The organism is Clavibacter californiensis, assembly GCF_021952865.1.
Classification (GTDB): domain Bacteria; phylum Actinomycetota; class Actinomycetes; order Actinomycetales; family Microbacteriaceae; genus Clavibacter; species Clavibacter californiensis.
This window is the reverse complement of sequence record NZ_CP040792.1, coordinates 761643-783674: the sequence shown is the minus strand read 5'-3', so window position 1 is coordinate 783674 and position 22032 is coordinate 761643. Positions and strand designations below refer to the sequence as shown.

The following is a 22032-nucleotide window of genomic DNA, read 5'->3' as shown; positions in this document are numbered from 1 at the left end:
AGGCGGCCGAGATCGAGTGCGGGCGGACGCCGATGCCGGCGAGCATCGGGAGGGCGCGGCGGGGTGGGGGCGGCTCCGCAGCTGCCGCGCAGACGCCTGGCTATGCTCTAGGAGGTGGGCGGAGCGCGCTCCTCGCCCGCCCGCTCGCTCGCTCGTCTGCGGTGCGCTCGCCCGGAGAGCGGAGGGGGTCGTGGTGGTGGCTGGTCGCCCGGGCCTCAAGCAGGTCGCCGCCATCGCGGGCGTCTCGCACATGACCGTCTCGCGCGTCTTGAACGGGCACCCCAACATCAAGGACTCGACGCGGCAGAGGGTGCTCCAGGCGGTCGACGAGCTGAACTACCGCCCCAACGTCGCGGCCCGGTCGCTCGTCACCCGACGCACGCAGCGCATCGGCGTGATGGTCGAGAGCGGTGCGGAGTTCGGCCCGTCCAGCACGCTGCGTGCGATCGAGCGGGCCGCGCGCGAGAAGGGCTATTCCGTCACATCGGTCGCCGTGCACAACGACCGGGACATGACCCCGCTCGACGCCATCGAGCACCTGACCGGCCTCGGGATCGACGCCCTCTGCGTGATCGCGCCGCGCTCCTCGTCGGTCGCAGCCCTGCGCACCATCGACATCGGCATCCCGACGCTCGTGGTGAAGTCGGAGAAGGACCCGACCTTCCTCACGGTCTCGGTGGATCAGCAGGCGGGCATGGTCGAGGCCGTCGACCATCTGGCGTCGCTGGGGCATCGCGACGTCCTGCACATGTCCGGTCCACTCGACTGGCTCGATGCCCGTTCCCGTGAACGCGCGTTCCACTCGCGGGCGAAGTCCTGGGGCATGCGGGAGCGCCCGATCGTGATCGGCGACTGGACCTCCGACTCCGGCTACGACTTCGCCTCCAGCCTGACCACCGTCCCGGACTTCACCGCGATGGTCGTCGCCAGCGACGAGATGGCCCTCGGCGTGATCCACGGACTCGTCGAACGGGGCATCCGCGTCCCCCAGGACGTCAGCATCATCGGCTTCGACGACCTGCCGACCGCGCGCCACATGCTCCCGCCGCTGACGACGATCCGGCAGGACTTCGACAAGCTGGGGACGGCGGTCGCCGAGGTGATCCACGCACGGATACGCGGCGACGAGATCCCGCAGCGCACCCGCATCGCGACGCATCTGATTGTCCGGGAATCGACCGCGCCACCACGCGGGGGCTCCGCCTAGGGGGCCGTGAGCTCCCCCGTCGCGTAGCATCGGCACCCCGCGCGGCGCCCCGATGCCGCGCCGCGCACGACCGGAGGACGGCACGTGGCCACGCAGTCGAGGACGACTCCGCGATACCCCCATCCCATCGTCGAGATGGTCGGGATCCGGGTGGACTTCGAATCCGGTCCCGCCCTGTCGGGGGCGCACCTGCGCCTCGTACCCGGGGAGATCCACGGGCTCCTGGGCGGGAACGGCGCGGGCAAGTCGACGCTCATCAAGACGCTCACCGGCGTCCACCGTCCCCACGCCGGCGTGATCGCGATCGACGGGGTCGAGCGCGCATTCTCCGGACCCGCGGACGCGAGATCGGCCGGCATCTCGGCGGTGTTCCAGGACGAGCGCCTCACGGACAACCTCAGCATCGGCGAGAACATGATGCTCGGACACGAGCTCCGCGGCGGGTTCGGCATCTCCTGGTCGCGAACCCACCAGCGCGCGGCCGAGATGCTCAGCGAGCTGGGCCTCGGCGATCTCGATCCCCGACTCCCCCTCCGGTCGCTCTCCCCCGCGCTCCGCCAGCTCGTGGCGATCAGCCGCGCCATGGTCGACCGGCCCCGCGTCCTCCTGCTCGACGAGCCGACGTCGAGCCTGGACGCCGGCGACGTCGCCCGGCTCTTCGTCGTGCTGCGGAAGCTGCGGGACGGAGGCGTGGCGATCCTCTTCGTGTCGCACTTCCTCGAGCAGGTCCTCACCTTGAGCGACCGCATCACGGTGCTGCGGGACGGCAGCACGGTCGGCGAGTACCCCGCGCGATCGATGGACCGGGCCGAGCTGATCGCCAAGATGATCGGGAAGGACATCGACGCGCTCCGCAGGATCGGCTCCGACCGTCGCGAACATCGCCGACAGCCCGTCGGCCCCCCGTTCTACCAAGCCGTGGCCCTCGGCCGCCGCGGAGCCGTCGCCCCGACCGACCTGGAGCTGCACCGAGGCGAGATCGTCGGCTTCGCCGGCTTGCGAGGGTCAGGTCGCACGGAGCTGGCCTCGCTCCTGAGCGGGGTGGAACGCTCCGACTCGGGCCGCATATTCATCGACGGAGAGCCGACGCCGTTGATCGGACCGATCGCCGGTCTCCGCAACCGGATCGCGCACGTGAGCGAGGACCGTCACCGGGACGGGATCATCGGCGATCTGTCGCTCCGGGAGAACATCGTGCTCGGCGTCCAGGCCCGCCGCGGATGGGCCCACCCGCTCTCGTCCGCCGAGAGCGACGACCTGGTCAGCATGTACATCGACATGCTCGACATCCGGCCGGCCGACCCGGACATCCCGGTCAGGTCCCTCTCGGGCGGCAACCAGCAGAAGGTGGTCCTCGCGCGTTGCCTCGCGACCCGGCCGCGTGTGCTCGTGCTGGACGAGCCGGGCCGTGGGATCGACATGGCCGCGAAGGTCGACATCCAGGCCCGCATCTCGCAGCTCGCGAAGGAGGGCATCGCTGTCGTCTACATCTCGTCGGAGCTCGAGGAGGTCGTCCGCCTGAGCGACCGCATCGTCGTGTTCAAGGACCGCGAGAAGATCGGCGAGGTGAGCAATGGCCCGTGGCTGACGGTCGACACGGTCGTCGAGATGATCGCGGCGGACGCCGATCCCGACCTCGACGAGGACGCGGAAGATCCATGGTGAAGAACGCATTGCGTTCCTCGGAATGTTCACGGTAACATTCCCAACACGACGCGACCCCCTCGCGCCTGACTGCACAGCAACCACATCCCTCGTGCCCGGACGCCCCCTGTTACAGGATCGCCGGGCCGAACCCCATCCCGGGCGCGATTCGTCGCGCCCGCGGTCTCAAGGAGGAGACACATGCTCACGAAGAGGCACTTCAGCAAGGTCCTGGTCTTCACAGCCCTCGGAGCGATGGCGTTGGGCCTCGCGGGCTGCTCCGCAGGCGACTCCGGCGCAGGCGGAGGCGGGGACGGCGACCTGACGACCATCGGATTCGTCGCCGTCGGCCCTGAGGGCGCATGGCGCCAGGCGAACGAGGGCAACATCGAGGACACCTTCACCAAGGCGGCCGGTTACGACCTCAAGTACGCGCCGGCCACCAACGGCGACCAGAAGTCCCAGATCGACTCCTTCACCTCGTTCGTGGACGAGGGAGTGGACATCATCCTGCTCTCCGCCACGGAGGGTTCGGGCTGGGAGGACTCCCTGCAGCGCGCCAAGGAGGCCGAGATCCCGGTCATCCTGATCGACCGCGGCATCGAGCCGGACGACACCGACCTCTACACCACGCGCATCGCGCCCGACAACATCGCGGTGAGCACCAGCGTCGCGGACTGGGCCGAGTCCGCCTTCCCCGACGGCGGGAACTACTTCACGCTCGAGGGACCCGCGGGCGTCTCGGTCGTCAACGAGCGCAACGAGGGCTGGAACGACGTCATCGGCGCCGATTCCAAGTTCACGAAGCTCGGTGCCCAGACCGCCAACTGGTCGACCGAGGAGGCCAAGAGCGTCTTCGAGACCGTCCTCAAGTCGAACAACAACGACGTGCAGCTCGTCTTCGCGCAGAACGACGAGATGGGCCTCGGCGCCATCCAGGCCGTCCAGGAGGCCGGCCTGACCCCCGGCAAGGACGTCAAGATCGCCACCATCGACGGCACCTCCAGCGCGCTGAAGGCACTCGCCGCCGGCCAGCTGAACTTCGTCGCCGAGTACAACCCGCTGTTCGGGGACACCGCCCTCGACGCCGTCAAGAAGACGCTCGCCGGCGAGAAGGTCGACTCCTCGATCGTCGTGCCGAGCGAGACCTTCGACTCGCCCGAGGTCGCCGCCGAGGTCCTGCCCGACCGCAAGTTCTAGGGCCCGACCGCACGACCCCAGTGCACCACCCCTCCCGCGGATCGCGCGGGGTCCGGATCACCTCCTGGCCCCGCGCGATCCGCTCCATCGGCGTGTCCGCTCCGGTCCGCTCTGCTCCACAACGGAAGGACGCGACATGATCGCCTCACCTCCGATCGTCAAGATGAAGAACATCTCGATCAGCTTCCCCGGCGTCAAGGCGCTCGACGGCGTCGACTTCCGCCTCTTCCCGGGGGAGGTCCACACGCTCATGGGCGAGAACGGCGCCGGCAAGTCGACCCTCATCAAGGCCCTGACCGGTGTCTACCGCATCGACAGCGGCGAGATCGTCATCGGCGGCTCGCCGCGACGCCTCACCGGCACCGCTGACGCACAGGCCGCCGGCATCTCCACCGTCTACCAGGAGGTCAACCTCGTCTCGAACCTCTCCATCGGGGAGAACGTGATGCTCGGCTACGAGGTCCGCGGCCGGTTCGGCATCGACTGGAAGGCCACGCACGCGGCGGCCGAGGTCGCCCTCGCCAAGCTCGGGCTGGACCACCTCAACACCCGCCACTCCCTTTCGACCCTCTCGATCGCCATGCAGCAGCTCGTCGCGATCAGCCGCTCGACGGTGAGCGAGTCGAAGGTCCTGATCCTCGACGAGCCGACCTCGAGCCTGGACGCGAACGAGGTGGAGAACCTCTTCGTCGTCATCCGGCGGCTTCGGTCGGAGGGTGTCGCGATCCTGTTCGTGTCGCACTTCCTCGACCAGGTCTACGCGATCAGCGACCGTCTCACGGTGCTGCGCAACGGGAAGTACATCGGCGAGTACCTCACCGCCGAGCTCGACCGCACCTCGCTCATCTCCAAGATGATCGGCAAGGACATCGCGGCGCTGCGCTCCCTCGACGCCGAGCGCGAGGGCAGCGACCACCTCTACTCGGACGCACCGCTCTACTCGGCGAAGGGCCTGGGACGGAAGGGCTCGATCGAACCCACCGACCTCACCCTGCATCGCGGGGAGGTCGTCGGGTTCGCCGGGCTCCTCGGCTCGGGCCGCACCGAGCTCGCGCGCCTGATCTACGGCGTCGACAAGCCCGAGACGGGTGACATCACCCTGCACGGCAAGAAGGTCGACGTGCCGACCCCGACCGCCGGACTCGCGCACAAGATCGCCTTCGCGAGCGAGAACCGCCGAGACGAGGGCATCATCCGGGACCTCTCGGTCCGGGAGAACCTCATCCTCGCGGTCCAGGCCAAGCGCGGCTGGGCCCGACCCCTCTCCAAGAAGGAGAAGGACGAGATCGTCGACAAGTACCTGGTCGAGCTCAACGTCCGCCCCGCCGATCCCGATCGCCCGATCAGCAAGCTCTCCGGCGGGAACCAGCAGAAGGTCCTCCTCGGCCGCTGGCTGGCCACCAAGCCGGAGATCCTCATCCTGGACGAGCCCACGCGCGGCATCGACGTCGGCGCCAAGGCGGAGATCCAGGAGAAGATCGTCGCTCTCGCCGGTGAGGGCGTCGCCGTCGTCTTCATCTCCTCCGAGCTCGACGAGGTGGTCCGCCTCAGCGACCGCATCATCGTGCTCAAGGACCACCGTGTGATCGCGCAGATCCTCAACGACTCCGCGGTGACGCCGGAGTCGATCGTCAACACCATCGCAGCAGAGGGAGTCGTCGACGAGGACGTCGTCGTCCTCGAGGGCACCATGCAGGAGGCATCATCATGAGCACCGACACCCGGACGAACAGGCCCTCGCTCCTGACCGGCCTCGTCCGCAGGCAGTGGTTCGGGGGCGCCGTCGCGATCCTCCTCCTCCTCCTGGTCAACGTCGCGAAGGACCCGGGGTACCTCGCGATCTCGACGAGTCCGAGCACGGGCTACTTCGTCGGCAACCTGATCGACATCGCCCGGGCGGCGGCACCGATCCTGATGATCGCGGTCGGCATGTGCCTCGTCATCGCGACCGGCGGCATCGACCTCTCGGTCGGCTCGATCATGGTGGTCGCCGGCGCCGTGTCGATGGAGTTCCTGAACGCCGCCGGCGCCCCCGACTCGCTCGGGGCCGCGGCCGGCGCGTTGGGCCTGGCCCTGCTCATCAGCGCCGTCCTCGGCGCCATCAACGGCATCCTGGTCTCGGTGGTCGGCCTCCAGCCCTTCATCAGCACGCTCGTCGTGATGCTCGCCGGTCGAGGCCTCGCGAAGGTGATCACCGGGGGCCAGAACACGGCCGCCACCAACGAGCCCTTCCGCTGGCTGGCCAACGGCTACGTCTTCGGCCTCCCGGTCGTGTTCCTCCTCGCCATCGCGATCGTCATCGCGGTCGGGCTCCTGGTCCGCCGGAGCGCGCTCGGTCTGATGCTCGAGGCCATCGGCATGGACGCCAAGGCCGCCCGCCTCGCGGGCCTCAACCGCCGAGCGCTGCTGCTCACCGCCTACATCAGCAGCGGCATCCTCGCCGGAGTGGCGGGGGTCTTCGCCACCGCGAGCGTCATGACCGTCGACACCTCCCGCACCGGGTACCAGCTCGAGCTCGACGCGATCCTCGCCGTCGTCATCGGCGGCACCTCGCTCGCGGGCGGCAAGTTCAACATCGCCGGAGCCGCGGTCGGAGCGATCCTGATCGCGACCCTCGACAAGACCGTGGTCTTCCTCGGCGTCTCCTCCTCCGCGACGCCGGCCTTCAAGGCGATCGTGATCGTCGCCCTCTGCCTCCTGCAGTCCGAGCGCGTCCGCTCCGCCTTCTCCCACCGCCGCGAAGCGCGTCGTCGCGCCCCGCAGAAAGAGTCGATCCCCGCATGAGCGCCCTGCTGACCCGACCCGCCCCGCAGGCGGCCCCCGAGCGCACCACCGTCCGGTCCTACCTCAGCCAGCACCGCGAGAAGCTGCCGACCGTGGCGGCCCTCGTCATCTTCGTCGGCATGCTCCTCTACGGCGAGGCGGCCTACGGCCGCATCCTGCAGGCCAGCACGCTGTCGAACCTCCTGGTCAACAACGCGCACCTGATCATCCTCGCGGTGGGGCTCACCTTCGTGATCCTGACCGGCGGGATCGACCTGTCCGTCGGTGCCGTCATCGCCTTCAGCAGCGTCAGCGGCGTGCTCCTGATCAACGCCGGCTGGAACCCCTGGGTCGTCCTCCTCCTCATGGTCCTCATCGGCTCCGCGTTCGGCTTGGTGTCGGGCATCCTGATCCAGTACTTCAACGTGCAGCCGTTCATCGCGACGCTGGCGATGATGTTCCTGGCTCGGGGGCTCGCCTCGATGCTGAGCACAGTGCCGGAGCGCCTCGCCGACGACTCGCCGGTGCTCGCGCTGGCGGCGCCGATCAAGCTGATCGACGGACCGAAGGTCAACGACTTCGTCATCAGCCCCGGCGTGATCATCGCGGTGGTGGTCGTGGCCGTGGCGTTCTTCGTGCTGCACCGCACCCGGATCGGGCGCACGGTCTACGCGATGGGCGGCTCCGAGCAGTCGTCCGCGCTGATGGGCCTGCCGGTCCTCCGCGCGAAGCTGCTCATCTACGTGATCAGCGGCACGCTCGCCGGTCTCGCCGGCGTCGTCTACACCGCTCGCCTCGGCAGCGCGCAGAACATCACCGGCACCGGATGGGAGCTCGACGCGATCGCGGCGACCGTCATCGGCGGCACCCTGCTCACCGGCGGCGTCGGCTTCGTCCTCGGCTCCGTCGTGGGAGCGATGGTGCTCGGCCTGATGAACGTGCTGATCACCCGTGACGGCGGCATCCCGCCCGAGGCGACCACCATCATCACCGGCGGGATCCTGCTGGTGTTCGTGCTCCTGCAGCGCGCGGTGATGGCCCGCAGCAAGACCTGATCCGGCACGGTCCCGCTCGACGACGCCCCCTCGACCGCACGCGCGGGGAGGGGGCGTCGGACGTCCTGCGGATCCCCGCGCGATCCCAGTAGGAGTCTGCCGACACTGGCTATCGCGCCCGCCCCAACTTGGTGTTACCGTGAACATCGTTGATGTCCCGTCAGCTCTCCTCTGCAATGATGCCGAACTAGGAGCAAGTGCGATGAAGCCCTTCCTGCGTCCGCTCGTCCTCGCGACAGCCGTCGCCCTCACAGCTCCCCTGTTCGTCGCATCGGCGGCGTCCGCCGCGCCGGGCGATCCCGCAGGCGCGATCCTGCGCTACGACTTCGCTTCGGGCTCCGGGACATCCGTCGTCGACAGCAGCGGCAACGGCCGCGACGGGCAGATCGTCGGCGGCGCCACGCGGCAGGACGGCGCCCTGCGCCTCGACGGCGTCGACGACTACGTGGACCTCCCCGACGACCTGCTCGCCGGCATCACCGACATCACGGTCGAGGCCGACGTCTGGATCGATCCCGCCCAGGCCACGCCGTACTTCATCTACGGCCTCGGCAACACCACCTCTGGTGCGGGGAACGGATACCTCTTCACCTCGGGTGACGGCTACCGCACCAGCATCACGACCGGCGACTACCGGTCGGAGCAGACGGTGTCGCAGGGCAGGGCCGTGCCGCGCGGAACCTGGGCGCACCTCACCTACACGCTGGCCGGCACGACGGCCACCATCTACCTCGACGGCGTGAAGGTGGGCAGCTCCACCGTGACCATCGACCCGAAGGACATCGGCGGCGGCCGTACGACGGCCAACTACATCGGCCGCTCGAACTACGACGCCGACAACCGCTTCCGCGGCCAGATCCGCGAATTCGCCATCTACGACCGGGCGCTCACCTCGACCGAGGTGCTCGCCGCCTCCGGCAACACGACGATCCTGGCGGACGCCACGCTCTCCGGGGACGTCCTCAAGACGGCGCCGATCATCGACTCCGTCAACCACGTGGTCACCTTCCCGGTGAAGCCCGGGGTGCCGCTGACCTCGCTGACCCCGACCTTCACGACCGCGGCGGGGGTCACCGCCAACCCGGCATCCGGGACGGTCCGGGACCTGTCCAGCCCGAAGACGGTCGTGCTGACGCCCTCGGACGGCGGGCCGACGACCACCTGGACGCTGAAGGCGATCACGATGAACAGCCCCTCCATCCCGGGCCTGTACGCCGACCCCAACATCGCAGTCTTCGGCGACACCTACTACCTCTACGCGACCACCGACGGCCTCCCCGGGTGGGGCGGCAACCAGTTCTTCGTCTGGTCGTCGAAGGACCTCGTCGACTGGACCCGCTCGAGCCAACCCATCATCACCCTCGACGGCGCGAACGGCAACGTCCCCTGGGCCGTCGGCAACGCCTGGGCGCCGACCATCATCGAGAAGGGCGGGAAGTACTACTTCTACTTCTCCGGCCAGAACGCCGCGCTCAACCGCAAGACGATCGGCGTCGCGGTCGCCGACAGCCCGACAGGGCCGTTCACCGCGCAGCCGACGGCCATGATCACCAACGGCGAGTCCGTGAACTCCGGTCAGGCCATCGACCCGGCCGCGTTCACCGATCCGGCGACAGGGAAGTCGTACCTCTTCTGGGGCAACGGCGTGCCCCTGTACGCCGAGCTGTCGGACGACATGCTCTCGGTCAAGTCCGGCACGATCAAGCGGATCGACGGCCTCACCGACTTCCGCGAGGGCGCCTTCGTGAACGTGCGCGACGGGCTCTACCACCTGACCTACTCCATCGACGACACCGGCTCCGAGAACTACCGCATCGGCTACGCCACCGCGACGAGCATCGGCGGACCGTGGACCTACCGGGGCGTGGTCCTGGAGAAGGACCCCAGCCAGGGCATCCTCGCCACCGGCCACAACTCGATCATCAACGTCCCGGGCACCGACGACTGGTACATCGCGTACCACCGCTTCGCCTTCGCCGGCGGCGACGGCACCCACCGTGAGACGACGCTCGACCGGGTCACGTTCTCCCCCACGACCGGGCTCATGGAGAAGGTGAAGCCCACGCTGCAGGGGGTGAGCCCGCAGCGGGTGCAGGATTCCGCGCCGCTCGCGGCGTCGATCACCGGCACGGCGACGGTGGGCAGCACGCTCACCGCGGTCGCCTCCTCGCCCTGGACCGCCACCGCCTACCAGTGGAAGCGCGCGGGCACGGCGATCCCCGGCGCGACCGCCTCGACCTACACGCTCACGGCCTCCGACAAGGGGACGATCGTGTCGGTCGCGGTCACTGCTGCGAAGCCGCAGTGGTCGCCATCCACCCAGTCCGCGCAGGTCGGCCCGATCGCCGAGGCCGCCGCCTCCCCCATCACCGTCACCGCCTCGAGCAGCACGCGCTGCGTGCAGGGCCGGGTGGTCCTGTCGGTCACCGTCACCAACCCGAACCCCTTCCCCGTGAAGGCGGCCATCAGCACGGCCTACGGCACGAAGTCGATCGCGGAGATCGCCGCCGGCAAGAGCGCCGTGCACGCGTTCACCACCCGTGAGGCGAGCATCGCCGGCGGCTCGGCGAGCGCATCCGCGACGGCCTTCGTCTCGGGGAAGCCCGCGACCGCGACCACCGTCGCCCCCTATCCCGCCGCCAGCTGCGGCTGATCCCAGGTTCCACCCCTCACCACCACAACGAGTCGGCGATGCTGCCGGCGCAGAACGGAGAACACCCGAAATGAACACCCGCTCCTTCCTCACCCGCGGAGCCGCAGGCGTCGCCGGAGGGCTCCTGCTCCTCGGCGTCGCCGGGACAGCGGTCGCCGCCGAGTCCCAGGTCGACACCAACGACGTCGACGTCACCGTCGGGATCGCCCCGCTCGCCGGTGGCGGCGCCCTCTCCATGTCGGTCGCCGGCTCGTCCGCAGCGCTGACGGAGGACGGCTCCACCGCCGCCGTCCGCCAGTTCACCGGCACCCTGCCGACCGTGACGGTCACCGACACGCGCGATCCCGCCGACATCCCCGCGGGTGCCGGCTGGTACGTCCTCGGCAGCGCGAGCGACTTCGTGTCGACCGACGGCCAGAGCACGATCGGCGCCGAGAACCTCGGCTGGGCCCCGAACCTCATCGATGGAGGCGACAGCGGCCTCGTCGCCGAGGGTGACGTCGTGGACACCGCCATCGACGGCGGCCCGGACGGCGTCGGCCTCGTCGACCAGGAGCTCCTGGCGATCACCGACGACTCCGCCGCCATCGCAGGAGAGGGTTCCTGGACCGCGAACGCCGGGCTCACCCTGAAGACCCCCGCCACCGTGGACGCCGGCGACTACAGCTCCACCATCACGCTCTCGCTCTTCGAGTAGCGTTCCCGACGCACGACCTCACCCCAGCCGCGGCCGGGCACGCCCCCCTGTGCCCGGCCGCTTCCCCCTTCCCTCCGCGAGACCCCGAGGTGCCCATGACCGGTCGACGACGCTCCCCCCGTTCCGAGGGCCGCATGACGGTGTTCGGGCGCTCGATGGTCGCCCTCGTGGCCGCGGGGCTCACGTTGGGCGCCGCGCCCCCGGCCAGCGCGGCCGAGGACGTCACGTGGGCCGTGAGTCCGGCGACGGACGGCGCCCCCGACGAACGGTCCTGGATCGAGCTCGACCTCGCGCCCGGCGCGACCGCGGACGAGGAGGCGGCCGTCCGCAATCTCAGCGACCAGACCGTGACCTTCCGCGTCGACGCCGCCGACGGCTACTTCACCGACACGGGCCGCTTCAACATGCTCCCCTCGGACACCCCGTCCGTCGATGCCGGCACGTGGATCTCGGCTCCCGAGTCCGTGACCGTGGAGCCGGGCGCCACCGCCATCGTCCCCTTCACCGTCACCGTCCCCGAGGACGCCGAACCCGGCGACCACGCCGCGGGCATCGCGGCCTCCCTGATCTCCGCCGGCGCCGACGCCTCCGGCGCCTCCGTCGGCGTCGAGAGCCGCATCGGCTTCCGCGTGATGACGCGCGTGACCGGTGATGTCACCCCGGGCGTCGCCATCGAGAGCGCGCGCTCCGAGTACCACCCCTCGTGGAATCCCTTCCGACCCGGCTCGGTCACCCTCGACGCCGAGGTCGTCAACACCGGCAACGTGCGCCTGCTGGTCGGCGGGACCGCGTCGGCACAGGGCGCCTCGGCCCCCATCGTCGCCGGGGACGCCGCTCAGCAGGAGCTCCTGCCGGGCGATCGCCGCGCGGTGTCGATCCCCCTGGACGGGGTCTGGCCGCTGTTCCTGGTCGGGGCCGACCTGACGGTCACGCCGACGGTCGTCGCGCTCGATGGAGCGGAGCCCGCTTCCGTGGACCCGGTCACCGCGTCGACGACGGTCGTCGCCATCCCCTGGGCGCAGCTGCTCGTCCTGCTCGGCGTCGCGCTCATCCTCGCCGCCGTCCTCGTCGGCCGCTCGCGCTCGCGCCGCCGTGTCGTCGCGCTCGTGCAGCAGGCCAAGGAGGAGGGACGGCGCGAGGCCGCGGGGAGCGGCCGCCCGGATGACGGAAGCGCCGCCGCCTCCGTCTGACGCGCTCGGCGACCTCCCCCATGGGTCGTCTCCCCCTGCCCTCGACGGTCGGGCATCGCCGGGATGCGCCTTCGGGCCGGCCCCGTCGATGCCCTGCTGCCGCCAGCCGCGCGGGCCTCGATCCTGCGTGCCGCATGCGCCGGACCCGTGATGCCGGTCGTCGTGTGACGTCGCGGGCGGGGCATCGCGGGTGATGCGGGGTACAGGAGACGGTCGGACGGTCGACGCCCACCGGGCGGTGATCCTCCCGCTCCGTCCTAGTCCCGCACTGCCCCGGGAGCGCACGCGGCCTGTCCGCCCGTCCACGGCGGTCCTCGCCGGACACGGTAGGCGAGCGGGTGGCGGAAACGTTCTGTCGGACGGCCCATCGGACGGCCCATCGGACCGCGGATCAGGGATCGCGGATCACGGCTCACGGATCGCGGACCGCGGATCACGGATCACGGCGCCGTGCGCATCCCCGCGGCGCGAGGACCGACCCGGTCAGCACGGCGGCCTCGAAGGGCCGTCTACAGGAGAGGGAACGCGTTGCCGTTGATCAGCAGGACGTCGTGGTCGCCCCCGACGTCCATCGCGTCGAGGATGCGGTCGACCGCATCCTGACCGTGGTCGTCCTGGTCGGCGCACGTCGGCGCGAGCACGACGGCGGCGGTCAGGAGTCCGCAGGCGAGCGCGGCGGTGACGGCGTGGTGGGGGTGCATGTCCAGGCTCCTCATCGTGTCGGTGGGACCGGCGTCCTCGGCGGCGGTGGTGCGGGTCGAGCCGGAGAGGGAGCAGGCCTGTCGATGGCCTGCTCCCTCCCCGGTCAGCGGCAGCTGCGCGCGGCGTAGCCGGCGCTCTGCTGCACGGTGCTCGTCGTGCTTCCCGCGGTCGATGCGGTGACCGCGACCGTCCCTGCCGCGATGGAGACCGCCCGCGTGGTGGTGGCGGTCGTCGCCGACGCTCCGGGAGCGACAGCCCTCACGGTCTTCGTGCCGTAGGCGGTCTCGGTGGTGACGTCGATCGCAGCGGGTCCCTCGTTCTTCACCACGGTGCTCAGCACGACCTTGCCGCTGACGCACCGCGTCGAGGCAGCCGAGGAGACGGTCACGTTCGATCGGACGGTCACCTTGGTCGTGACGGACCGGAAGGCCGGCGCGACCTCCTCGTCGGGGGTGACGTCGAACACCGGTCGGCCGTCGGCGGCGTAGTGGATGCGGATCAGCCGGGTGTCGCGTCCGTCCCCGCCGACCCCGTTGCCCCACGTGTGGTACACGTACACGTCGTTGCCGTCCTCGTCCTGCGTGACGGCGCCGTGGCCGGGCCCCTGCTCGTAGGTGCGGTAGTCGACGACGCCGTCGGGCATGGGGACGCTCGACAGCAGCGCAGCGTCGTACTTGGTCCAGCTCGCGATGTCGGTCAGGTCGCTCCCCTCCGCGGCCCAGGCTCCGCCCACGATGTACTTCGGGCTGACGCCGCTGCTGGAGTACACGAGGGTGATCCGCCCGTCGCGCTGGATGGCGAACGCGCCCTCGGCGAGATGGTCCTCGAACGTCAGCGAGGGGACGACGATCGGGGTGGGCTCGCCGATCACGCGAGTGGGGTTCGCCGGGTCCACCTTGGCGATCCAGGTCGCGGGATCGCTGATGCCGCCGTCGAGGTACCGCTGTGACCACGCGTAGTACGCGGTCCCGCCGGACTCGAAGTAGGTCATGTCGAGGCTGATGTTGCGTCCCGTGCCGCTGCGGCCGAGCGGGCTCGAGTCGCTCTTCACCACCGCGCGGGGCGCCGACCAGTCCGCGGGGTTCGCGGGGTCGCCGCCGTCGCGCAGCTGCATGATGTGCGCCTGCACGGTGAACCACGCGCCGCCCTGGTTCGACTGGTCGTCGTCGGGGTTGAAGCACGGGGCGAACAGGATGGAGAGCTTGCCGCCGATCTCGTGGATCTCGGGGGCCCAGTAGCAGCCCGCGATCACCCTGCCCTCGGCGGTGCGGTCCTTCCGCGTCGTGCGGTTGAGCAGGTCGACCTCGCGGCCGCGGCCGCCGGCGTCGTCGCTGAGCTGGGCGATGGAGTCCGCCACCCGGATCGGGAGGTGCTGGGAGGCGACGTTGTCGTTGGCCGTGTCGTCGGTCGCGGTGAAGAGGTACTGCGTCTTGCCGCCGCGCTCGTACCGGTAGATGGTCGGGTCGGCGCGGTTGTACGCGAACGGCTCGGCGTACTGCCGCTGGCGGACGGTGCCGGAGAGGTCGTACGTGCCCGGCCCCTTGGTGGCGAGGTCGGCGAGCTGCTGCGCGTTCCAGTCGACGCCGAGGCTGCCGGTCGACCCGTCGGCGTAGGACAGCCGGGCCTTCACGCCGGACAGGGCGGCGGTGCCCCCCTGGTCGATCGTCTGCGGAGCGACCAACGAGCCGGTGTTGACCGTGCGGCCGAACGCCTTCGTCAGCGCGTCGGCCGTCGAGGCCGAGACCGTCAGCGCGCCGCCCGGGAGGGCGTCGGCGACCCGCCCGGCGAATCCGGAGAGGTCGGGGCCCGCGACAGTGGCGGGGCTCCCGCCGAGGACCGCGCCGCGGTTCCCGTCGGTCACGACGACGCTCCTGCGGCCGCCGTCCTTCGGCCAGAAGGGCTGGGCGCGGAGCTCGGTGCGGGCGAGATCCGTGACGGTCGTGTACTTCGCGGCTCCGGCCGCGTCCGTCCACGAGACCAGGTAGCGCTTCTGGTCGGTGTCGTACACCGCGCGGGGCGAGACGACGCCTCCGGTGGTGCCGAGGTCGATCAGGCCGAGCTCGGTGAAGTCCGTCGCGGTGGCGTCGGTGGCCTTGAACACGAGCGCGCTCGAGGCCTCGGTGCCGTCGGGGGCGCCGTTGTCCCGGACGCGGGTGGCGAGCACGCCGACGGTCCCGTCGGCGAAGGTGAACAGCGACGGCGCGGCGATGGCGCGGTTCTCCACCTTGTCGGTCCCGACGAAGACGCCGTCGGCGTAGAGGACGCCGTTGTTGCCTGCCAGCGCGGTCGCCGTGCCGGCGGACGCGCCCAGGGCCAGGTGCATGCTGCGGGCGACCGTGTCCTGGTTGGCCTTGAGCTCGCCGGTGGGCGTGCGGGTGTAGGCGACGACGGTCTTGGCCGTGCTGGCGCTGAGGATCGTGGTGCGGAACGTCTTCGTCAGCGTGGTGGCGCCGACCTTGACGGTCGCGGTGACCGCGAGCGCCCGGTCGGTCGCCGTGTCGTTGACGAGGCGTCCGCCGGACAGGTCGGAGCCGTCGGCGCTCCACGACACCGTGTACCCGGCGACGGTGGGCAGCGCGGTGCCGGATGCGACGGTCAGGGGGACGACGAGGGCCGTGCGCAGGCGCGCGGTCGCGTCGGCCTCCGTGTCCGCGGCGACGGTCACCGAGCGCACGGTGCCGGTGGCGCTGGCTCCGGCGAAGGTCGCTGTCGGCGTCAGGCGCACGGTGGCGTTCGCGGATCCGGGTGCCGGGCGGCGCACGGTCCCGTCGGTGCCGATCACCGACGGGTCGCTGCTCGTCCACGTGAGGACCGAGCCGCCCGCGCCGCGCGTGGGGAGGGCGATGTCACCCGTGACGGGCTCGGTCACCGAGATGGTCGCCGCCGCGGCGTCCGACGCCGCGATGACGGAGGCCGCGGGGGCCGCGTCCTCGCGCACCTGGTCCTGCGAGAGCGCCGCGGGATACACGTGCACGTCATCCAGAGCGCCGGCGAAGAGGGGGTCGGGTCCGAAGAGCGACTTGCCCAGCAGGCCGGAGAAGGTCGCGGTGCCGATGGTGGCCGCGCCGGTGGCGGAGGTCGGGGTCGTCTGCGCGAGCCGGCCGTCGACGTAGGTCGACACGCTGACGCCGCTGCGGAGCACGACGGCGACGTGGCTCCATCGACCGGATGCCGCCGGACCGGTGTCCGCCGCGCGCTGCTCGGAGCCGTTCTTCACGGCGCCGATGAGGTTCCCGCCGCACTCCGGCGTGGTGAAGAGGTACCGCTCGGTCGACTGTCCGAGCGAGTACGCCCAGCTGCAGCTCTGACCGCCGTCCCAGCGCAGCCAGGCCGACATCGTGATGTCGGTGGTCGAGGCCGAGGTGAGGCCCGGCGCGATCTCGGCGAACGCGGCGGAGCTCCCTGCCGCGCCTCCCGGGAGGCGGAGCGCGCGGTCGGTACCGCCGCGCGGGCCGGCGACCGTGGTGGCGCCGGTACCGCGGACCGTGGCGGACCGGCCGGCGACGGAGTCGGTGAAGCCCGTCCCCGCGGCGACGGCGGATCCCGCTGCGGCGGTCGAGGCGAAGTCGTAGGAGAGGATCGGGCTGGGCACCGCGGCCTGAGCGGGCGCGCTGCTGAGCGCAGCACCCCCCGCTGTCAGTGTCGCGGCGACCATGAGGGCCGTCGTGCGTCGGAACCGCATCGTTCGTCAACTTCCGTCAGGGGTGGGGCGGGGAGCACGGGCCGTGCGGTCCGTGCTCCCCGCGGGGTGGGAGCCTCAGGCTCCGGGGTGGATGAGATCCGGGAGGGGGATCAGGTCCCCTCCCGGATCCCGGTCTAGCGGCAGGCGATCGCCGCGTACGGCGCGGTCACCGTCCGGGAGCCGGAGGCGGCCTTCGACGTGACGCTCAGCTCGCCGGCGCCGATGGAGACGGCGCGGGTGCTGAACGCCGCGGTGACGGTCTTGCCGGGGGCGACGCCCGTGAACGTCTTGCTCCCCCACGGCGAGGTCACCGTGAGCTCGACGGTCGTGTCGCTGGCGTTGGTGGCGGTGCCCGTCACCGTGACCTTGCTGGCGACGCATCGGCTGGAGGCCGAGGCCTGGACGGCGGGTCCGGGAGGAGCCGTCGCCGTGACGGTCGTGATCGCCGGGGTCGCCGCCGAGTTGGCGAGCTGGCCGCGGACCTGGACGGTGTCGCCGGCCTTCTTGAGCGAGCTCAGGTCGGGGGTCTCCCACGTCACGGCGACCGTCTCGCGGTGCCCGTCCTTGAACGACGCGCCCACGGTGGCGGGCAGGTCGACGGTGGTCGATCCGGCCGGCACGGTGCGGGCGACCGCGTCGATCGAGGTGACCAGGAGCGACGGGTTCCACTTCGCCGCGAGCGCGTCGCGCTCCTTCGCGGTGATGGAGATGACGGATCCGTGGCGGGGCGAGGCCGGCAGCGAGAAGCTGCCGGGGATCGTCCACTTGATGTCGCCCTCGAGCGAGTTGGTGCCGAGCGGGATGTAGCCGCGTCCGCCGTAGTTGTCGGTCCAGAGGAAGTACTTGTACCCCGCCCGGTCGCCCTCGTTGGCCTTGAAGATCTCGGGGCCCTCGACCTCCGGCGTCCCGGCGTCGCGGCCGATGCAGGTGTCGATCAGGCTCCAGGCTCCGGAGGCGGTGGTGGCGCGCAGGTTCGTCGACTTCTGTCCGATGATGTCGGGTGAGGGGCAGCCGGTGGTCTGCGTGCCCTTCGTGAACCGGTAGTAGGTGTCGCCGTCCTTCAGCATGGTGGCGTCGATGAGCCCGTTGCTCTTGTTGAGCGAGGGGACGTCAGCGGCCTTGAACCAGACCTCGGGGGTGGTGAAGTCGCGGAAGTCGCGGGTGATGGAGGTGAGGATCTGCGGTCCGTTGCCGTCCTCGACGTTGCGCGTGCTGTCGGTGAACAGGGCCGAGGTCCAGTAGACGACGTAGGCGTCGATGGTGGGGTCGTAGCTGGCCTCGGGCGCCCAGGTCATGCCCGCGTTGGGCAGGTTGACCTCGATGTGGCGCTGCTGGCCCCAGTTCACGAGGTCGGTGGACTCCCAGATCTCGAGGTGGCGGCTGCCGCGGTTGGTCGATCCGCCGAAGCCGGTGGTGCCGACGGAGAGGTCGGTGGCCATCAGGAAGAAGCGGTCGCCCTCCTTGGAACGGAGGATGAACGGGTCGCGCAGGCCCTTCGTGCCGAGGGTCGAGGTGAGGATCGGCTGCGCGTCGTTGAGGGTCTTCCAGTTCAGCGAGTCGTTGCCGTCGGAGGTCGCGAAGCGGATCTTCTCGCCCTCGACGCTGTCGCCCGTGAAGTAGGCGAACATGTACGCGTCGAGGTCGCTCGCGGCGACGGGGGCCGCCGCCGGGACGGTGCGGGTCAGCTGCCGCACGACGGCCGCCGTGCCGGGGACGGTCACCGTCGCCGTGAGCGTGACGCTCGTGTCGGCTGCCGGTCGCGTGACCGCACCCTTGACGACGACGTTCGGCGCGGTGCCCTTGTCGGCGGAGGAGATGACGGCCTCGTTCGAGGAGGTCCAGGTGATGACGGCGCTCGAGCTGCCGGGCCGCGAGGCCGTGGCGGCGACGTCGGCTCCGGTCGCGGGCAGGGTGAGGCTGCCGCGCACCGGTCCGGCGAGTGCGGGGTCGGCGCTGACGGCGTCGGCCACGGTCCGGGCGAGCTCGGACTCGGCCGTCTGGCCCGCGGCGTAGGCCGGGACGGTGACGGTGGTGGCCCGGCCGACGACGGAGGTGCCGCCGTGGACGGCCGTGGGGGTCAGCGTGACGACGGCGTCCGGGTTGCCCGCGGCGGGCCGGGTCACGATGCCGGTGGTGCTGACGGTGCCCGGGGCGCTCGATGCCCAGGTGATCGCGGAGCCGTTGGCACCGGTCGTGGGCAGGGTCAGGTCCGCGGTGACGGAGGAGGTGTCACCGAGCGAGATGGTGGCGTCCTTGCCCGCGAGCACGGAGTGCACGCCGGCGGCGCTCTGCTGCACCTGGCCGGCGGTCAGCGCCGAGGTCCAGACCTCCATGTCGTCGATGGCTCCTGCCCAGTAGGCGTCCGCGCCGTAGAACGACTTGCCGAGGAAGCCCGAGAAGGTGGAGGTGCCGATCGCGGACGCGGCGGTGGAGGAGGTGTTGCCCTGGCCGACGAGAGCGCCGTCGAAGTAGGTGGAGACGGACTGGCCGCCCTTGACCACGACCGCCATGTGCACCCAGCGGTCCGTGGCGACCGGCGTGTTGCCGGCGCCGCGCACCTCGGAGCCGTTCTTGATCGCGCCGAACCCGGCGGGTCCGCACTTCGTGGTGGCGAGGACGTGGGAGTCGACGCTCGAGCCGAGGGTGAAGGGCCAGGTGCAGTCGGGGGCGCCGCTCCAGCGGAGCCAGGCGGACATCGTCACGTCCTGCGTGCCGGCGGGGATGAGCCCGGGCGCGATGCGGACGTGCGGGGCGGCGGACGTGCTGGATCCGCCCGGGAGCGAGAGCGCGCGATCGCCGGGAGCTCCGGAGGGGCCGGCGACGCTGGTCGCGCCGGCGTTGACGAGGGTGCCGGGGTGGTTGCCCGGCGCCGCGTCGGCGATCACGGCACCGTTGCCGAGGGTCGCGTCGATGGCGTCGAACGAGTACTGCAGCGCGGGCGCGGGGACGGTCTCGGCCGCGCCGGCGGCGCCGATGGGGCCGAGCACGCCGCCGAGGGACACGGCGGCGATCGTCAGCGCGGCGCCCGCTCGAGGGAGGCGTGAGCGCCGGGTGCGCTCCTGCCGGAGGGTTCGTGACATGGAGGTTCCTTCTTCATGGTGGATGGCGGTGGAGGGGAGTCGAGGCGCACGCCGGTCGACGGGTCGACGGCGGGTGCGGGTGGGGAAGGGCTCCGCTGATCAGGGCGGCGCGGGCGCCGACTGGCGGCGGCGGCGGCGATCACCGCGGTGGCGGACCCGATGCGGGAGTCGCGGCGTCTGGCCGTGCGCCCTGCAGTCGAGCGGGAGCCCGTGCGCGACAGCCGGATGGCGGGGCTAGCCGCGATGGAGTCCGGGTGGGCGGGCGCAGCGATCGGCGGGGGGAAGGTGCGGCATCGTCGTCATCGACGGTCCTCTCAGGTTCTTCGTCGAACCGGTAGATCGGGGTGTCTCGCACGGGACGGTGTCCCGCTCGACCACTGCCGGTCACTGTAGCCATGTTTGTTACCGTGAACAACAGTGGTGGTCGTCCGGGCGTGATCCGGACACGTGCGCGTGCCACGGATCGCGCGACCGGCTCCCCCATCTCCCCACGAGGGAGTCGGGTCCCCTGCCCGACGTCCCTGGCCGGGGTGCTCGACGTGGCCCAGCGTCCGAGTCCGAGAGCGCCCGGCCGGATCTCGACCTCCCGCCCGGCGAGGCGCACAGGCGTTGCATCCGGACCGCCGCGCACGCGCGTCGGCCGCCTTCTCGTCCGGTATTCCTAGCGCTCGTCCGCGTCCCTCCGGCGACGCCTGGCATCTCCCCCAACGAGAGTGTTAACGTGAACAACCAGCCGGTGGATCCACCGGGACGTCATCGACGACGAAGAATCGGAGAACAGCATGCAACGACGCACTCGACACTCCCTCCGCACAATGACCCTCATCGCCGCCGCCGTGGCGGCCACCACCCTCGGCGGAGCGCTCCCCGCGCAGGCCGCCGAAGGGGAGATCACCTACACCCTCGTCCGCTCCGCGAATCCCACCGCCGACGAGCAGGACGCCTATGCGCGCATCACCGCCGCCATGGACCAGGCCGTCGCCCGGTACAACGCCGAGTCCGACATCACGAAGGTGATCGAGGTCTCCTACGCACCCGGCGTCCCGACGGCGGAGGGCAGCACGAACGGCGACCTGCGCTTCGGGTCGAACCGCAGCTACATGGTCGAGGGCACGGCCCTTCACGAGATCTCGCACACCATCGGCGTCGGCCTCAGCGGCGGCTGGTCGGCGCACTGCGTCGGCGGCGTCTGGAACGGGCCGACCGCGACGGCGCTCGTGCAGTCGTACGACGGGTCCGGCGCGCGGCTCTCCTGCGGCGGCTCGCACATGTGGCCCTACGGCCTGAACTACTCGAGCGAGTTCTCCGACGCCGCGTTCACCCGTCACGTCGACGTGGTGGAGGCCATGCTCGCCGACGGGCTCTAGTCCGACCCGACCCCTCCGACTCGATCACGTCGAGACCGGAGGCGTCGTCGATCGGCGACACCCGGGCCTGCCCGCTCGCGGGAGGCGGGGGCGCCGCCGATCGCGGCGCAGATGAACGAGAGGACGCCCATGACGACCGATCACGGGCCCGCCGCCGACGGGTCGACGCCGCCGACGCCGGCCGTGTACGCCGACGACCTGTCCGACGAGACGCTCGCTCGCCTCATCGACGCGGTCATGCTGCTTGCTGAGGACTTCCACATGTCGGCCACTCCGTGGTGGGAGCCCCTGACCGGGCTGCAGATCCTGCTCCTCCGGACGATCGCCCGTGCGGGAAGGGTCACGCGGACGGATCTCGGGCGGGACTGCCGCACATCCCGCGCCGCGGTCTCGCCGGGATTGGCGTCGCTCATCCGCCAGGGCTACGTGACCGAGGCCGCTGCCGACGGCGACTCCGTCCTCACCCTGGGGACCGCGGGGCGCGACATGCTGGATCGGATCGGCCGCGCACGGGTCGATCTGGTGCGCCGGGCGCTCCACGAGCGCCCGCGCCTGGGTGCGGATTCCGCCCGGCATCTCATCGCCTGCATCGAGCACCTGCGACGGTCCGAGGACCTGGCCTCCGGAGACCGCGGCCCCGGCCCCGGCCCCGGCCCCGGCCCGTCCGAGGGTGCTGTCCGCTGACGACACCCGACGTCGCATGGGCCCCGCCCCTCGGAGGCCGTGCCCTATCGTGAGCTCGTCATGGTCATGCGGCAGCTCCTTCTCCGCCGCGACGGGTCCTGAGCAGGT

General features: G+C 71.1%; 14 protein-coding genes. 11 read left to right on the top strand and 3 right to left on the bottom strand.

Annotation, left to right across the window (positions count from 1 at the left end; all coding sequences use genetic code 11):
• The first annotated feature begins 196 nt into the window (after positions 1-196).
• The 9 genes from FGD68_RS03980 to FGD68_RS03940 all read left to right on the top strand — a co-directional run bounded on the left by FGD68_RS03980 (position 197) and on the right by FGD68_RS03940 (position 12409).
• On the top strand, positions 197-1207 hold the full coding sequence (locus FGD68_RS03980; RefSeq protein ID WP_237609809.1) for a LacI family DNA-binding transcriptional regulator: 1011 nt from the start codon (positions 197-199) through the stop codon (positions 1205-1207).
• A 150-nt stretch (positions 1208-1357) separates the two neighbouring features.
• Positions 1358-2872: a sugar ABC transporter ATP-binding protein gene (locus tag FGD68_RS03975; protein ID WP_317207891.1), complete on the top strand. Its 1515-nt coding sequence runs from the start codon at positions 1358-1360 to the stop codon at positions 2870-2872.
• Between the two features lie 180 nt (positions 2873-3052).
• Positions 3053-4051 carry an ABC transporter substrate-binding protein gene (locus FGD68_RS03970; protein WP_181036671.1) on the top strand — a complete coding sequence of 333 codons (999 nt, stop codon included), beginning with the start codon at positions 3053-3055 and terminating at the stop codon, positions 4049-4051.
• A gap of 136 nt (positions 4052-4187) precedes the next feature.
• A complete protein-coding gene (locus tag FGD68_RS03965) occupies positions 4188-5762 on the top strand; it encodes a sugar ABC transporter ATP-binding protein (RefSeq protein WP_119372140.1) in 1575 nt (524 codons plus the stop codon).
• Complete coding sequence (locus FGD68_RS03960) at positions 5759-6835, top strand: ABC transporter permease (protein ID WP_119372141.1); 1077 nt, start codon at positions 5759-5761, stop codon at positions 6833-6835. The genes FGD68_RS03965 and FGD68_RS03960 overlap by 4 nt, the downstream gene beginning before the upstream one ends.
• Positions 6832-7869 carry an ABC transporter permease subunit gene (locus FGD68_RS03955; RefSeq protein ID WP_104235826.1) on the top strand — a complete coding sequence of 346 codons (1038 nt, stop codon included), beginning with the start codon at positions 6832-6834 and terminating at the stop codon, positions 7867-7869. The genes FGD68_RS03960 and FGD68_RS03955 overlap by 4 nt, the downstream gene beginning before the upstream one ends.
• A gap of 202 nt (positions 7870-8071) precedes the next feature.
• A complete protein-coding gene (locus FGD68_RS03950; protein ID WP_220452690.1) occupies positions 8072-10522 on the top strand; it encodes a family 43 glycosylhydrolase in 2451 nt (816 codons plus the stop codon).
• 70 nt (positions 10523-10592) lie between these two features.
• Positions 10593-11219: a hypothetical protein gene (locus FGD68_RS03945; protein ID WP_104235825.1), complete on the top strand. Its 627-nt coding sequence runs from the start codon at positions 10593-10595 to the stop codon at positions 11217-11219.
• 134 nt (positions 11220-11353) lie between these two features.
• The gene (locus FGD68_RS03940; RefSeq protein WP_182480859.1) at positions 11354-12409 is read left to right on the top strand and encodes a WxL protein peptidoglycan domain-containing protein; all 1056 of its coding nucleotides are present in this window, start codon (positions 11354-11356) and stop codon (positions 12407-12409) included.
• Between the two features lie 509 nt (positions 12410-12918).
• Here the strand turns inward: FGD68_RS03940 and FGD68_RS03935 are convergent.
• The 3 genes from FGD68_RS03935 to FGD68_RS03925 all read right to left on the bottom strand — a co-directional run bounded on the left by FGD68_RS03935 (position 12919) and on the right by FGD68_RS03925 (position 19873).
• Entirely contained in the window at positions 12919-13110 is a 192-nt protein-coding gene (locus FGD68_RS03935; RefSeq protein ID WP_119372144.1) for a hypothetical protein, read from the bottom strand.
• Positions 13111-13214: 104 nt separating this feature from the next.
• Positions 13215-16703 (bottom strand): family 43 glycosylhydrolase, encoded by a 3489-nt coding sequence (locus FGD68_RS03930; protein WP_237609808.1) that lies wholly within the window; start codon positions 16701-16703, stop codon positions 13215-13217.
• Positions 16704-16927: 224 nt separating this feature from the next.
• Entirely contained in the window at positions 16928-19873 is a 2946-nt protein-coding gene (locus tag FGD68_RS03925; protein WP_119372146.1) for an immunoglobulin-like domain-containing protein, read from the bottom strand.
• A gap of 815 nt (positions 19874-20688) precedes the next feature.
• On the opposite strand from FGD68_RS03925, the gene FGD68_RS03920 reads away from it, so the two are divergent.
• Both FGD68_RS03920 and FGD68_RS03915 read left to right on the top strand, forming a co-directional pair.
• Entirely contained in the window at positions 20689-21240 is a 552-nt protein-coding gene (locus tag FGD68_RS03920) for a hypothetical protein (protein ID WP_237609807.1), read from the top strand.
• Between the two features lie 129 nt (positions 21241-21369).
• The gene (locus tag FGD68_RS03915; protein WP_147361589.1) at positions 21370-21924 is read left to right on the top strand and encodes a MarR family winged helix-turn-helix transcriptional regulator; all 555 of its coding nucleotides are present in this window, start codon (positions 21370-21372) and stop codon (positions 21922-21924) included.
• Positions 21925-22032 lie beyond the last annotated feature (108 nt).

Excerpts from the sequence above, each read along its gene's own strand:
- FGD68_RS03950 (WP_220452690.1), top strand. The coding sequence starts at position 8,072 with ATGAAGCCCTTCCTGCGTCCGCTCGTCCTCGCGACAGCCGTCGCCCTC.
- FGD68_RS03955 (WP_104235826.1), top strand. The coding sequence starts at position 6,832 with ATGAGCGCCCTGCTGACCCGACCCGCCCCGCAGGCGGCCCCCGAGCGC.
- FGD68_RS03960 (WP_119372141.1), top strand. The coding sequence starts at position 5,759 with ATGAGCACCGACACCCGGACGAACAGGCCCTCGCTCCTGACCGGCCTC.
- FGD68_RS03940 (WP_182480859.1), top strand. The coding sequence starts at position 11,354 with ATGACGGTGTTCGGGCGCTCGATGGTCGCCCTCGTGGCCGCGGGGCTC.
- FGD68_RS03925 (WP_119372146.1), bottom strand. The coding sequence starts at position 19,873 with ATGTCACGAACCCTCCGGCAGGAGCGCACCCGGCGCTCACGCCTCCCT.
- FGD68_RS03965 (WP_119372140.1), top strand. The coding sequence starts at position 4,188 with ATGATCGCCTCACCTCCGATCGTCAAGATGAAGAACATCTCGATCAGC.
- FGD68_RS03970 (WP_181036671.1), top strand. The coding sequence starts at position 3,053 with ATGCTCACGAAGAGGCACTTCAGCAAGGTCCTGGTCTTCACAGCCCTC.
- FGD68_RS03935 (WP_119372144.1), bottom strand. The coding sequence starts at position 13,110 with ATGCACCCCCACCACGCCGTCACCGCCGCGCTCGCCTGCGGACTCCTG.
- FGD68_RS03945 (WP_104235825.1), top strand. The coding sequence starts at position 10,593 with ATGAACACCCGCTCCTTCCTCACCCGCGGAGCCGCAGGCGTCGCCGGA.
- FGD68_RS03920 (WP_237609807.1), top strand. The coding sequence starts at position 20,689 with ATGACCCTCATCGCCGCCGCCGTGGCGGCCACCACCCTCGGCGGAGCG.
- FGD68_RS03915 (WP_147361589.1), top strand. The coding sequence starts at position 21,370 with ATGACGACCGATCACGGGCCCGCCGCCGACGGGTCGACGCCGCCGACG.